General features: G+C 63.7%; 13 protein-coding genes. 5 read left to right on the top strand and 8 right to left on the bottom strand.

Annotated features, from left to right (window positions below; genetic code table 11):
- Positions 1-81 precede the first annotated feature (81 nt).
- The 3 genes from HWE17_RS09485 to HWE17_RS09475 form a co-directional block, all read right to left on the bottom strand.
- The gene (locus HWE17_RS09485) at positions 82-1,218 is read right to left on the bottom strand and encodes an AI-2E family transporter (protein WP_176388608.1); all 1,137 of its coding nucleotides are present in this window, start codon (positions 1,216-1,218) and stop codon (positions 82-84) included.
- 89 nt (positions 1,219-1,307) lie between these two features.
- Positions 1,308-2,492 (bottom strand): DUF1501 domain-containing protein, encoded by a 1,185-nt coding sequence (locus HWE17_RS09480; RefSeq protein ID WP_176388607.1) that lies wholly within the window; start codon positions 2,490-2,492, stop codon positions 1,308-1,310.
- A gap of 21 nt (positions 2,493-2,513) precedes the next feature.
- Entirely contained in the window at positions 2,514-4,058 is a 1,545-nt protein-coding gene (locus tag HWE17_RS09475) for a DUF1800 domain-containing protein (protein ID WP_176388606.1), read from the bottom strand.
- A gap of 249 nt (positions 4,059-4,307) precedes the next feature.
- On the opposite strand from HWE17_RS09475, the gene HWE17_RS09470 reads away from it, so the two are divergent.
- Complete coding sequence (locus HWE17_RS09470; RefSeq protein WP_176388605.1) at positions 4,308-4,685, top strand: cytochrome c; 378 nt, start codon at positions 4,308-4,310, stop codon at positions 4,683-4,685.
- 42 nt (positions 4,686-4,727) lie between these two features.
- On the opposite strand, the gene HWE17_RS09465 is transcribed toward HWE17_RS09470, so the two are convergent.
- A complete protein-coding gene (locus HWE17_RS09465; protein WP_176388604.1) occupies positions 4,728-5,642 on the bottom strand; it encodes a LysR family transcriptional regulator in 915 nt (304 codons plus the stop codon).
- 170 nt (positions 5,643-5,812) lie between these two features.
- Between HWE17_RS09465 and HWE17_RS09460 the strand changes: the two genes are divergently transcribed.
- Complete coding sequence (locus HWE17_RS09460) at positions 5,813-6,829, top strand: zinc-binding alcohol dehydrogenase family protein (RefSeq protein WP_176388603.1); 1,017 nt, start codon at positions 5,813-5,815, stop codon at positions 6,827-6,829.
- Here the strand turns inward: HWE17_RS09460 and HWE17_RS09455 are convergent, their stop codons facing one another.
- Together HWE17_RS09455 and HWE17_RS09450 are read right to left on the bottom strand one after the other, a co-directional pair.
- Positions 6,830-8,098 (bottom strand): glycerate kinase, encoded by a 1,269-nt coding sequence (locus tag HWE17_RS09455; protein WP_176388602.1) that lies wholly within the window; start codon positions 8,096-8,098, stop codon positions 6,830-6,832.
- 37 nt (positions 8,099-8,135) lie between these two features.
- Positions 8,136-9,467, bottom strand: a complete 1,332-nt coding sequence (locus HWE17_RS09450) for an MFS transporter (RefSeq protein ID WP_176388601.1) — start codon at positions 9,465-9,467, stop codon at positions 8,136-8,138.
- Positions 9,468-9,580: 113 nt separating this feature from the next.
- Here HWE17_RS09450 and HWE17_RS09445 point away from each other — a divergent pair, with 113 nt between their 5' ends.
- Positions 9,581-10,822, top strand: coding sequence for a sugar diacid recognition domain-containing protein (locus HWE17_RS09445; protein WP_255206176.1), 1,242 nt, complete (start codon positions 9,581-9,583; stop codon positions 10,820-10,822).
- Positions 10,819-11,172 carry a YnfA family protein gene (locus HWE17_RS09440; RefSeq protein ID WP_035826192.1) on the top strand — a complete coding sequence of 118 codons (354 nt, stop codon included), beginning with the start codon at positions 10,819-10,821 and terminating at the stop codon, positions 11,170-11,172. Before HWE17_RS09445 ends, HWE17_RS09440 begins: the two co-directional genes overlap by 4 nt.
- Before the next feature lie 6 nt (positions 11,173-11,178).
- Here the strand turns inward: HWE17_RS09440 and HWE17_RS09435 are convergent, their stop codons facing one another.
- Together HWE17_RS09435 and HWE17_RS09430 are read right to left on the bottom strand one after the other, a co-directional pair.
- Positions 11,179-11,580, bottom strand: coding sequence for a TerB family tellurite resistance protein (locus tag HWE17_RS09435; protein WP_035826189.1), 402 nt, complete (start codon positions 11,578-11,580; stop codon positions 11,179-11,181).
- A 71-nt stretch (positions 11,581-11,651) separates the two neighbouring features.
- Positions 11,652-12,614 carry a TerC family protein gene (locus HWE17_RS09430; protein WP_303624547.1) on the bottom strand — a complete coding sequence of 321 codons (963 nt, stop codon included), beginning with the start codon at positions 12,612-12,614 and terminating at the stop codon, positions 11,652-11,654.
- 159 nt (positions 12,615-12,773) lie between these two features.
- Here HWE17_RS09430 and nhaR point away from each other — a divergent pair, with 159 nt between their 5' ends.
- Positions 12,774-13,673 (top strand): transcriptional activator NhaR, encoded by a 900-nt coding sequence (gene nhaR, locus HWE17_RS09425; protein WP_035826183.1) that lies wholly within the window; start codon positions 12,774-12,776, stop codon positions 13,671-13,673.
- Position 13,674 lies beyond the last annotated feature (1 nt).

Raw genomic sequence — 13,674 nt, 5'->3', positions numbered from 1 at the left:
CCGCGTAGCGGTCCAGGTGCTCCGTCCGGCCACGCCGGGAACGCCTCAGTACCGGCCAGCGGCACGCTGGCCGACCCCTCACTACTGTGTGCGTTCCGGCGCGGCCGGGCTGGCAGGTGTTTCAGCAGCTGCGCCGGCAAGCGCGTTGGCAGCTACGTTGGCAGGCGGTACGCGGTCAGACACATTCGCTTCGTACCACAAGGTAACGAACAGCACCATCACGACGGGGCCGATGAACAGGCCCACGAGGCCCAGGGTTTCCACGCCGCCCAGAATGCCGAACAACACGGCAAGGAAGGGCAAGCGGGTGGCGTTGCCGATCATGCCGGGGCGCACGAAGTGGTCGGCGACGAACAGCACGATGGTGCCCCACGCGGCCACGCCAATGGCGGCGCCCACATTGCCCTGGAAGACCAGCAAGGCGGCCGCGCACAGGTACGCGAGCGGCGCGCCGAACGGGATAATGGCCAGGATGCCCGTGGCAAAAGCCCACAGGGCCGGCGACGGCAAGCCGGCGATGGCGTAGGCGATGCCGATCAGCACGCCTTCGGCCAGGCCCACCAGCACCAGGCCGTTGACGGTGGCGCGGATGGCGGTCGGGATTTTTTGCGCATAGCGGCCCCACCGTTCGGGGCGCAGGAAATGGCTGCCGACGGCCGTGATCTGGCGCGTCAGCGCTTCGCCATCCTTGTAAAAGAAAAACAGGCACAAGAAGGCCAAACCAAAGTCGACCAGGCGGTGGAACACGTCCGCGCCCAGCACCTTGAGCATGTCGCGCGCGGAATGAAAGCCGCCCACGGCGCTGCCCGCAAAGAAGTGGCCGAGGCCGTGAGGCTGGCTCAGGGTGGCTTGCCACCAGTCGCCGATGGCGCTGCCGGCCAGGGGAATATGCGCCACCCAGTGCGGCACGGGCAAGCCGTCGGCATTCGCATGCACGATGAAATCGGCCAGCACGGGCACTTCGCGCGCCGCCTGCGCCACGCCAGACAGCACGGGTATGATGAAGATGCAGGCAAACGCCAGGGTCAGCACGGCTGCCGCGATGATGGGTCGCTGCCCCAGCGCCGCGCGCACGCGCAGGTACAGGGGCCAGGTGGCCACGCACAGGATGCCGGCCCACACGAGCGGCAAAAAGAAACGCTGCATGACGAACGCCGTCACGGCGATCAAGGCCAGGGAAAAGCCTGCGCTGACAATGTCGCGCTGGGTATCGTTCATGCCACTCCATTCGTGCCCGGCGCCACAGGCCACCAGTATTCGCTACGCGCCAATTGCGCAGGCATAGCGTAACACGGAGGTTCGCTGCATCACACCAGCCCCAGCTCTACCGGTTTCACGCCGGCAAACACATGGTCGAGCTGCGCCGGGGTCAAGCCGAAGGTGCGGCGCAGCAAGCCGCCCAGCACGGCCCGGTATTCATTCAGCACGGGCATGTCGCGGTTCTGGAACAGCGTCGCCTGCGAAATCGCCACCTGCTCGCCCGCCACCTGCTTGCCTTTGATCCCGCCGCCCAGCACCCAGAACACGCTGCCGTGGCCGTGATCCGTGCCACGGTTGCCGTTTTCGCGGAAGGTGCGGCCAAATTCGCTGACCACCACCACCACGGTATGGCGCCAGGCGCTGCCCATTTCCTGCGAAAACGCGGCCAGGCCCCGCCCCAGCTCCTCGAAGCGCCCCGCCAGGTAGCCGCTGGCGCCGCCCTGCCCCACGTGCGTATCCCAGCCGCCCACGTCGACGAAACCAATGTTGTATTTATCCTTCATCAAGCGGGCGATGCGCTGCGCTTCCAGTTCAAAACCCTTGGTACTGATGGCGTTGCGGTTGGCCGCCTGCATCTCTCCCGTCAATTCCTTCGTCACATCGTCGCGCACGGCAAAGCCCGCGCTGACCGGTTGCTGCAGGGGCGTGCCCTTGTACATGGCGGCGATGACCTGGCTTTGACGCGCATCAATGCCTGCCTTGCCCACGGAGCGCAGCCCCATGTTCGGCACTTGCACGCCGCCCTGGAAGATCAGGGGCAACTGGTCGGTGAAAGAAATGGCGTGGTTGCTGCTATTGAGGCTTTGCGCCAGCCGGTTCAGGAAGCCCGAGCGGAAATCGCGGCGCCCGCCGATCTCCTGTCCCAGTTCGATACTGTCCTGCGTTTCGAAATGGCTGCGCGTCAAATCCGTCGTGCCCGCGAACGGAATGAAGGCCGCCTCGCCGCCCGTGAACATGGGATAGATGGTCTCGCGCAAGGCCGGATGCAGTGCCCAGTCCGCGTTCAAGGCCAGCGCGCCGTTGTCCTCGCCCGATTTCGCGATGGCGATATTCGGCCGCGAGGTATAGTAAAAATCACTGCCGACGGGCACCAGCAGGTTGTTCGCGTCATAGCCGCCGCGCAGGAAGACGAACAGCAGCTTCGCATCCGTGGCGGGCGCGGCCAGCAGACTGCCCGCGTGGGTGAACAAGGGCGCGGCGGCCAGGGCTTTCAGCAAGTCACGACGATTCATGGCGATTCCTTCAGTTTCAACTTAGCGGTGCATCATTTCTGGTGACGAGAGCAGGAAAGTATTCCACTCCTGCGGCGAGGCGGCCTGTTCCAGCGCCTGGCGCGTGGCCGGACTCAAGCCTGGCTGCAGCGACTGGTAATACAAGGCGCTGGCCAGTTGCGGGAACGCCACCTTTTCCTGCGGCTGCGGGCCATCCGTCTTGAACAGGCCGGCGCTGCCCGAACCGATGGTGCGGGCGATATCGAAACGCGTCGTCATCTGGCCGGGACTGGCCCAGGAGGCGTCCGTCAGCGGATAGCCATCGGGGGTCTGGCGTCCGTACAGGGGCTGGCCCATGCGCGAAAGCCAGCTCAGCATGGGACCCGCGTTCAGGATGGGCTTGTCGTCATAGCTGAGGCGCACGGCCGACACCACGTAATGCATCGGGTCCTTGAATTTCTTGCCCAGCGATTGCTTGAACTCGGGGCTGCTGAACATGGTTTGCAGCACGTCGGCGATCATGCCGTCGCTGTGCTGGAAGGTGGCCGCCATGCGCGCCACCAGCGCTTCGGGCGGATTGTCGCCGACGAAATACTGGGCCAGCTTGCCGCTGATAAAGTGCGCCGTGGCGGGACTGCGGCTCAGGCGATCCAGCGCTTCATCAAGCTCGGCCAGCCCCCGGCCCTTCACCGTTTTCCCGAGGAATTGTTTATCGCCGTAATCGTGGCGGTTCGGGTTGAACTCGAACAAGCCCTTGCGCACATATTGCGACTGCAGCGCCGGTTTCACCTTCGGCGTGTCCGCTCCCAGATTCACGCCCACCCCGGTCAGGATGCGCGCCAGCTCCTGCACGTCAGCCTGGCTGTAGCCGCCGTTCACCCCCAGGGTATGCAGCTCCATCAGCTCGCGCGCATAGTTTTCATTGATGCGCTTGGCGGCGTTGGCTTCATTGTCCAGGTAGCGCAGCATGGCCGGATGGTGGACGGTCGCGCCCAGCAAGTCACGGAATTTCCCCAGTGCATGTGGTGCGATAGCATTCGCCTCGTAATCGCCCACCATGGCGCGCAAGTTGTGCTTGCCCTGGTGCACGCTGAAATGGTTGAGCCAAAACCAGCTCAGTTGCTGCTGCAACTGGTTAGGCGAATACACGTCCAGCAACAGCGAGCGCGTGGCCGCCTCGCGTGCCAGGCGATTCAGTTCCTGCTGGTAATCCTTTTGCGCCTGCTGCTTTGCCATGTCGTCCATCACGCCGGCCGCATCCTTGCGCTTTTGCTCCATAGAAACCACCAATTGATCGAGCGGCACCTGGCTGATGGTCATGGCGTCGATTTGCGCCTGCACGGCGGGCGGCAAGCTGGCTTTGCCTGGGTGCAACTGCGCCTGCAGCCAGGCGTTCCAGCCTTTGTCCTGCACCTGGCGCACGCTGCCCCCGTTCACGCCCCAGCTGACCCGTTCGAGCATGGCGATGTCCTGTGTGGAACTAGTCTGCGCGCGATGATCGGACTGGACGGCAGGTCCGGTCGCGGCGCAGCCGGCCAGCAAGAGCAGGGAAATCAAGGTCGGCGGCAAGAATCGGTGTGGGGTCATGGCAGTCCTTCGAGCGGTTTCATGCAGAATGCTTGAGGGTACGCCCAGGTTGACCTGCGCATGATTGCCATTTGCAACGAGTTGTAATCAAGCAGGATTGTTCACCAGCCCAGCGCTCGCGGGTACGGGCGCATTATGATGAATAATCTCGGATAAAATGTTATCGGGAGAATTGCGTATTGCAAGGGCAGTTGCGTATGTTCTCTCGAACCAGACATTATCCATACAATACGTCCACATTTAAAAGAAATGAAAATATTATTTATCGCTGCATTAGGAATGTTATCGCTAATTCAAACGCCGTCAGCCCTGGCGGAGAATCTGAATGGGAAAACGCTGTATGTGCAGCGCTGTGCCGTGTGCCATGGCGCGGAGATCAAGGGCACCGGGCCATTGGCGAATAAAAGCACGCCTCCCACGCCTGACCTGACAAGCGCCGCGTTCAAAAAACGCCTGAAGGATTATCCGGGCGTAATCGTATCGTCGGTCATACTGCGTCCGAATGGCGATTTGATTCCAAAGACCTTGAAAGAGAATGGCGTCAAGATCGCGCCATATGCCTGGCGGGTGAAGGATTTTCGCGATTTGAATCAATACATGAGTGAGGTGATTTTAAAAAATCGATGATGGATAGCTGCGGCGGGCAGCCCGCGAAGGAAGCATCCGCGGTCAATCATGCTGCTTCAATAGCTGCGCGCATTGATCGCGCAGGAAATCGCGCAGCTGCAGCACCAGCGGCGTCACCTGCGCCCGGTGCGTGCAGACCAGGTGCAAGGGCGTCGCCTCGCCCGCCACCTCGGGCAACAGCGCTTGCAAACGGCCGGCTGCCAGGTCGCCAGCCACGTCGAGCCGCGATTTGTAAGCGATGCCCAGGCCAGCCACGGCCCAGCGGCGCACCAGGTCGGCGTCGTCTGCGCTGCGGTTGCCGCTCACGGACACCGTCACTTGCTCGCGCTGGGGCAGGCGGTAAAAAGTCCAGCGGTCATGCAAGCCGTCTTCCAGCGCGAAGCGCAGGCAATTGCGCTGCGACAAGTCTTCCAGCGCCAGCAGGGGGCCGTATTCGCGCAGGTAGGCGGGAGACGCCACCAGCACCCGGTCGTTGGCGGGCGCGATCGGCATGGCGATCAGGCTCGAATCGTCTTGCTGGCCATAGCGGATGGCCACGTCGACTTGCTGGCGCACCATGTCGGCCACCCGGTCGCTGACGCTGAGCTGGTAGTGCAGTTTCGGATGGCGCAGCTGGAATTCGTCGAGCCAGCCCAGCATCAGGTTGCGGCCCAGATCCGAGGGCATGGCAATTTTCAAGGTTCCGCCGAAACTGTCCTTGCCTGCCAGCAGCGCATCGTGGCCTGCGCGCAGCAGGCGCAAGGCTTCCCGCGCGTGTTCCAGGTATTGCGTGCCTTCTGGCGTCAGGCTCAGCGAACGGGTCGTGCGGGCCAGCAGGCGCAAGCCCAGTTCCCCTTCCAGGCGCTTGACGGCGGCGCTGGCCAGCGCGGGCGAAATGCCGAGCTCGCGCGCGGCCGCCGACAAACTGCCGCGGTCGGCCGTGCGCACAAATACCTGCAAGTCATCGAGTCGCAGCAATTTTCAGCATTCCTTTGAAAGTGTTTCGGTACGCGCCCACTTTTACCTTGGCGAGAAAATGGCCATGATACGTCAAGCCCGTATGGCCACGCCAACAATGGTGTCGGATTACGGTCCTTCGGACCTATTCCGACCTACGCCTAACCCACACTGTTTCCCCAAGGAAGAACATGAAAGCCATCGCCTACCACCACAGCCTGCCCATCACGGATGCCAGCGCCCTGCTCGACATCGAGCTGCCCGTACCCGCCGCCACGGGACGCGACCTGCTCGTCGCCGTGCACGCCATCTCCGTCAATCCCGTCGACACCAAGGTGCGCAAGAATCGCGCGCCGAAAGAGGGCCAGCCGGAAGTGCTGGGCTGGGATGCGGCCGGCGTCGTCACCGCCGTCGGCCCCGACGTGACCCTGTTCCAGGTGGGAGATAAAGTCTGGTACGCGGGCGCCATCAACCGCCCCGGCAGCAATAGCGAATTCCAGTTGGTCGACGAGCGCATCGTCGGCCACATGCCGGCCAGCCTGGACTTTGCGCCGGCCGCCGCCCTGCCGCTCACGGCGATCACGGCCTGGGAATTGCTGTTCGACCGCCTGCAGATCAGCCGCGACAAGAGCCTGACGGGCAAGTCGCTGCTGGTGATCGGCGCGGCAGGCGGCGTCGGTTCCGTGCTCGTGCAACTGGCGCGGCAATTGACAGGTGTCACCATCATCGGCACGGCCTCGCGCGCGGAAACGGCCGACTGGGTGAAGGAACTGGGCGCCCACCACGTGATCGACCACAGCCTGCCGCTGGCACAGGAAATCACGCGCCTGGGTTTACCGCCCGTCGATTACGTGATCAGCCTGAACCAGACCGACAAGCATTTCGAGCAAATTGTCGAACTCATCGCGCCGCAGGGCAAGTTCGCCCTGATCGACGATCCCGAGCACATCGACGTGCGCAAGTTCAAGGGCAAGAGCGTGTCGCTGCACTGGGAACTGATGTTTACCCGTTCGCTGTTCCAGACGGCCGACATGGTCAAGCAGCATGAATTGCTCGATGAATTGGCGCAGCTGGTGGATGCGGGTGTCATCAAGACCACCCTGGCCGAGCGCTTCGGCACGATCAATGCGGCGAATCTGAAACGCGCGCATGCCCTGTTGGAAAGCAATACGGCGAAGGGAAAGATCGTGCTGGAAGGGTTTAATTAATCAGATAATCAGGATGGCCCGGAAATCATTGACATTCGTCAATGTCGGGCCCGTGATCACGGCGTCTCCCAGCGCCTGGAAGAAGCCGTGGCCATCGTTGTTGTCGAGGCTATCGCGGGGTTTGATGCCCAGCGCCCAGGCCCGTTGCAGGGTGTCGGGCGCCAGCACCGCGCCGGCGATGTCTTCCTGGCCATCGACGCCATCCGTGTCGCCGGCCAGCGCGTGGATGCCCTCGTGGCCATCGAGCGCGATGCCCAGCGCCAGCAGGAATTCCACGTTGCGCCCGCCGCGGCCATTGCCGCGCACGGTGACCGTCGTTTCGCCGCCCGACAGCAGCACGCACGGAGCGGGAAACGGCTGGCCCCTAACGGCCGTTTGCAGCGCGATGCCGGCCATCACCTTGCCCACGTCGCGCGCCTCGCCTTCCAGGCTATCGCCCAATATATATGGCGTGACGCCGGCCGCGCGCGCCACCGCTGCGGCCGCTTCCAGCGCCATCTGCGGCGTGGCGATCAGGGTCGTGCGCGTGCGGGCCAGGCGCGGGTCATCGGGTTTCACGGATTCGCCGCGCCCGCTTTCCAGCGTTTTTCTTATGCTGTCCGGCAAATCCATGCCATAGCGGCGCACGATGGCCAGCGCATCCTCGCACGTCGTCGCGTCGCCCACCGTGGGGCCGGATGCGATGTCGCCCAGCTTGTCGCCAGGCACGTCGGAAATGGCCAAAGTGATGACTTGCGCCGGATGGCAGGCGGCCGCCAGTCTGCCCCCCTTGATGGCGGACAAATGGCGGCGCACGCAATTCATTTCGCCGATGGTGGCGCCCGACGCCAGCAATGCGCGGTTCAATGCCTGCTTGTCGGCCAAAGTAATGCCGTCCAGGGGCAAGGCCAGCAGCGACGAGCCCCCGCCCGAAATCAGACACAGCACCGTATCGTCGGCTTGCAAATTGCCGACCAGCTCGAGCATGCGCCGCGCCGCGTCCATGCCGGCCTGGTCGGGAACGGGGTGCGACGCTTCGACGATCTCGATGCGCTCGCACGGCACGGCATAGCCGTAGCGCGTGACGACGAGGCCGGACAGCGGCCCCGGCCAGTGCTGCTCCACGGCTTGCGCCATGGCGGCCGACGCCTTGCCGGCGCCGATGACGATCAGCCGGCCCTTGGGCGCTGGCGGCAAATGGGGCGGGATGCAGTGCGATGGCTGGGCCGCAGCGATGGCGGCCTGGAACATGGCTTGCAGCAAGGCGCGCGGCGGTGGGGTCGTCGTCATGGTCAATTCCTCCGGTTCGATGGCATCAGCGGTTCACTCAACGATTCACAATCCGCGCGGGAACGCGCAGCACCAGTATGGCGCCCAGCAGCATGACTGCGGAAAGAATATACAGGGCCACGTCGGTGCCGCCCGTCGCATCCTTGATCCAGCCGACGAGGAAGGGGCTGACGAAGCCCGCCACCTGGCCCAGCGAGTTGATCAGCGCCAGGCCGCCGGCCGCCGCCGCGCTGCCGAGAAACGCCGTCGGCAAAGGCCAGAACATGGGCAGGCCGGACAGCGCGCCCATGGTCGCCAGCGACAGGCCGATCAGGGCGACGACCACGTTGCCGTGCGCCTGGGTGGCCAGCAGCAAGCCGCACAGCGCCATCAGCAGGGGGCCGCTCAAATGCCAGCGGCGTTCCTTGTGCTTGTCGGCCGAACGGCCCACCCAGATCATGAAGATGCTGGCGCACAGATAAGGAATGGCGCTGATCCAGCCCACGGCGACGGGGCTGGCGAAACCCAGCGACTTGACGATGGTGGGCAGCCAGAAGTTGATCGCATACACGCCCATCTGGATGCAGAAATACACGAGGCCCAGCATCCATACGTGCTTGTTACGCAGCACGCTGGCAAAGGTGTCGGCCGTATTCGCGCTGTTGCGGCGCTGGCGTTCGTCCTCGTCGAGGTCGGCGCGCAGCAGCTGCTTTTCTTCGGCATTGAGCCACTTCGCCTGGGCGATGCCGTCATTGAGCAGCACATACACGAGAAAGCCCAGCAGCACGGTGGGTATTCCCTGCAGCAGGAACATCCATTGCCAGCCGGCCAGGCCGCCGTGGCCCGCGAACGACTGCATCATCCAGCCCGACAAGGGGCTGCCCAGCAAGCCGGAAATGGGAATGGCCGACATGAACAGGCCCATGATGCGGCCCCGGCGCGAAGCGGGATACCAGTTCGTAAAGTACAGCACGATGCCGGGGAAGAAGCCCGCCTCGAACACGCCCGTGATGAAGCGCAGCGAGTAGAACGCGGCCGGCGTGGTGACGAACATCAGGCAGGCCGAGGCGATGCCCCAGGCAATCATCAGGGTGCCGATGACCTTGCGCGCGCCCAGGCGGTGCAGCAACAAATTGCTGGGCACGCCGCTGGCCACGTAGCCGATGAAGAAAATGCCGGCGCCCAGGCCGTACACGCTTTCGCTCCATTGCAGCGCATCGAGCATTTGCAGCTTGGCAAAGCCGACATTTACCCGGTCCAGGTAATTGAACAGGTAGCAGATGAAGATGAAAGGGATCAAATGCAAGGTGACCTTGCGGTAGGCGCCTTCGCGCACGCGGTCCTGCGCGGGCGCGCCGGTGGACAGGCTGGCGCCTGGTTGGGTGGTCATGGGTGTCTCCTGACTATTTTTTATGGGATGCGACCAGCCCATCGTACAATCGACGGCAGAAACAGTCATCGTGCGGATGCATGAAGAAGCTCAGTGCCGAATACGATGATTCCATGCAAATGCACAAAACGGACCACCCCATGCCGAACATCGACCTTCCCCTGGCGCAAGACATCGTGCGGCGCACCATGCACATCATTCCCTTCAGCGTGAACGTCATCGATGCGCGCGGCGTGATCCTGGCCAGCGGCGACCCGCAGCGCGTGGGCGACCTGCATCCGGGCGCGCAACTGGCGCTGGCCCGGCGCGCCAGCGTGGAAATCGGCGCGGCCGACATGGCCCGGCTGCCCGGCACGCGGGCCGGCATCAACCTGCCCCTGACGGTGCGCGGCGAGATTTGCGGCGTGCTGGGCCTGACGGGCGAGCCCGATGCCGTGCGCCAGTTCGGCGAACTGGTGCGCGCCATGGCGGAAATGATGCTGGAGCAGGCGCGGCTGGTCAGCGAGTTGCAGCACGAAAAGCGCTACCGCGAGGAATTCGTGTTCCAGCTCGTCTACCGCACCGGCATTTCGGACGCCAGCATGCAAGCGTGGGCGGCGCGCCTGGCCGTCGACCTGCGCGTGCCGCGCGCCATGTTCGTGCTAGAAATACCCGCTGCAGGAGATGGCCCGGGCGAGCGGCTCGACCAGGTGCTGACGCAGCTGCAGCAAGTACAGTCCGACCTGTCGGCCCGCTGGCCGTCCCTGCTGATGGCCGTCGTCTCGCCGGGCGAACTGGTGCTGCTCGACGCCTTTCCCGCCAGCGGCCCGCAGCAGGCGCGCGCGGCGCAAGCCAGGCAGCGCCTGCTCGAACTGCACCAGGTGGCGCAGCAGGCGCTCACGCCGCCCGCCACCCTGTCCATGGGCGTGGCCTTGCCAGGCCTCGATGGCGCGACGGCCTCGTATGAATCGGCGAAGCAGACGGCGCGCGTGGGGCGCGCCCGCGATGCCGGGCAAGCTACTTTTTCCTATCTGGAACTGAGCCTGCCCGTGCTGCTGTCCGGCCTGCAAGCCGGTTGGCAGGCGGAGCAATTGCGCCAGACCCTGGCGCGCCTGCAGGCGCACGACCGCAAGTCGGGCACCCTGATGCGCACCCTGGCCGCCTGGTTCCGCCACCACAGCCACCCGATGGCCACGGCCAGGGCCCTGCACATCCACCGCAACACGCTCGATTACCGGCTGCAAAAGATCGCCGAACTGACGGGGCTGGACCTGGATGAGACGGATGACCGTTTGCTGCTGTATGTTGCCCTGCAGCTCAATGAAGGTGCGCCCGTCTACAATGGCGGCTCGACTGAAAAAACAGGAATGCAATGAACGACGCCATTGAATGGACAGGACTGGCCCGCACCTTCGGGCTGTTTACCGTCACGGCCGTGGCCGAACTGCTGGGCTGCTACCTGCCCATGCTGTGGCTGAGCAACAAGGGCAGCGCCTGGCTGCTGTTGCCGGCCGCCATCAGCTTGCTGGCCTTCGTGTGGCTGCTGACCTTGCATCCTGCCGCCAGCGGCCGGGTGTATGCCACATATGGCGCCATCTATATCGCCACGGCGCTGGGATGGCTGTGGCTGGTGGACGGCGTCACGCCGGCCTGGACCGACATCGCCGGCGTGGGCATGGCCCTGGCCGGCGCCGCCGTCATTGCCATGGGGCACAAGACGGCTTGATGTGCCTCAGGCGGCGTGCATGCGGAAATTCGTTTCCGCCGACCATGCCGCGCTGGCGCGGGCCAGCAACACGGCTTCGCCATCGGCCAGCCAGTCGTCCGCGTCGGCGATTTTCCACATGGCTTGCAGCAGCTTGCGGCGCAAGTCCGGGTCGGCGATTTCGTCGAGCAGGCTGTCGATCACGCCATTGGCCAATTGCACGGCGCCATGCACGGTCGAGGTCAGCATGTCGTCGCACAAGTCTTGCAGCAGTTGCTGGAAGGCAGCTGGTTCCAGGTCGATATGTTCGAGGATCTTGCTGCGGTGCATTGCTTGCAGCTCGGCGCTGGCCAGGTTGCCATCGACCACCATCATCAGGGCCAGGATACGTCCCGCTGCCTGGGGACTATTTACTTCATACGTACGCATGATTTTCTACTCTTTCTATTAGTCAATTAAAAGGCGCGCCACCGCCAGGCGGGGCGCGCCGTACTGCCGTATTACTTTTTGTCACTGCGGGTGATGAACACGCTGGCCACGCAGCTCGACACAATCAATACCGCCACCACCAGCAACGACGCTTCCACCGGCACGTGGTACCACGGCATGATCAGCATCTTGGCGCCGATGAACACCAGCACCATGGCCAGGCCATACTTGAGCATGTGGAAGCGGTCAGCCACGTCCACCAGCAGGAAGTACAGGGCCCGCAATCCCATGATGGCGAACAGGTTCGACGTGAAGACGATGAACGGATCCGTCGTGATGGCGAAAATCGCCGGGATCGAGTCGACCGCAAACACCAGATCCGTCACCTCGATCAGGATCAGCACCAGGAACAGCGGCGTGACATAGCGCAAACCGCCCTTTGCCACGAAGAAACGCTCACCGTGGTCGCCGTCCGCCACCCGCAAGTGACGGCGGGCAAAACGCAGCACCGGGTTGTTCGCCACGTCCGGCTCCGCATCGGCCGCCACCAGCATGCGCATGCCGGTAATCAACAGGAAGGCGCCGAACAGGTACAACACCCAGCTGAACTCGCTCACCACCCACGCACCGGCCATGATCATCACGGCGCGCATGACGATCGCGCCCAGCACGCCATAAATCAACACGCGGCGCTGGTACTGGATCGGCACCCGGAAGGCGCTGAAGATCAGCAGGAAGACGAACACGTTATCGACCGACAGGGCTTTCTCGATCAGGTAGCCGGAGAAAAACTCCAGCGCCTTCTGGTTGGCGATCTCGGGACCGGCCGTGCCGTTCAGATACCACCACAGGCCGCCGTTGAACAGCAGGGCCAGGCTGACCCACACGAGCGACCACGTGGCCGCTTCCTTGACGCTGACCTTGTGCGCCTTGTTGCCGCCGAAGACGAACAAGTCCAGCGCCAGCATCACCAGAACAAAGGCGATGAAGCCGGCCCACATGGGCGCCGTAGCAATACTTTCCAGGCCGTTCATCGGCGGCCTCCGCAATGATCTGTTTGTATCCTGAAGTCCATGGCACTCTCCTTGCATGAATTGAGCAGCCATCATAGTCCGAATATAAACATCGAACAAATCGAATATAATTTAAGAATACATCGAAAAAATCGATGAATTAATCTATCGGAAAAGCCCATGTCGACACTCAACTTCAAACACTTGCGCTATTTCTGGATGGTGGCCAAGACGGGCAGCATCGCGCGCGCGGCCGAGCAGTTGCACCTGACGCCGCAATCGATTTCCGGGCAGCTCAGCGAGTTTGCCGACACCCTGGGCGTGGAACTGTTCCGCCGCAGCGGGCGCCAGCTGGAATTGACGGACACGGGCAGGCGCATCCTCAGCCATGCCGAAAGCATCTTCAGCACGGGCGATGAATTGCTGGAAATCGTGCGCGACCAGTCGCGCACCACGACGACGACGTTTCGCGTGGGCTGCGCCGATTCCGTGTCGAAACTGATCGCTTGCCGCCTCGTCGCGCCGGCGCTGGGACTGGCCGAGCCGCTGCGCATCATTTGCCGCGAAGGCAGGCTGGCCAGCCTGCTGGCGGACCTGGCCGTGCACCGGCTCGACCTGATCATGGCGGACCGCCCCATGCCGGCCCACTTGAGCGTGCGCGGCTTTAACCATTTGCTCGGTGAAAGCGGCATGACCCTGTTCGGCACACAAGCGCTGGCCGCCACCCTGACGGGGGACTTTCCGCAATGCCTGGACGGCGCGCCGCTGCTGCTGCCCGGCGAAGACTTCGCCATTTACGGGCGCTTGCTGCAGTGGCTGGGCGACAACAATCTGCACCCGCGCATCGTCGGCGAGTTCGACGACAGCGCCATGATGAAAGCCTTCGGCCAGTCCGGCGCCGGCCTGTTCTTCGCCCCCACCGTCATCGCGCCCCAGGTCTGCGAACAATACGCCGTCGTGGCGCTGGGCCGGGTCGACAGCCTCGTCGAGCAGGTGTATGCGATCACCACGGAACGGCGTTTGAGCCACCCGGCCACCATCGCCATCAGCCAGAGCGCGCGGCATGAGCTGTTTGTGTAAC

Source organism: Janthinobacterium sp. BJB401, from assembly GCF_013372745.1.
GTDB lineage: Bacteria > Pseudomonadota > Gammaproteobacteria > Burkholderiales > Burkholderiaceae_D > Janthinobacterium > Janthinobacterium rivuli.
Note: the sequence above shows the minus strand (reverse complement) of the source record. Positions and strands in the feature narration are given on the sequence as shown.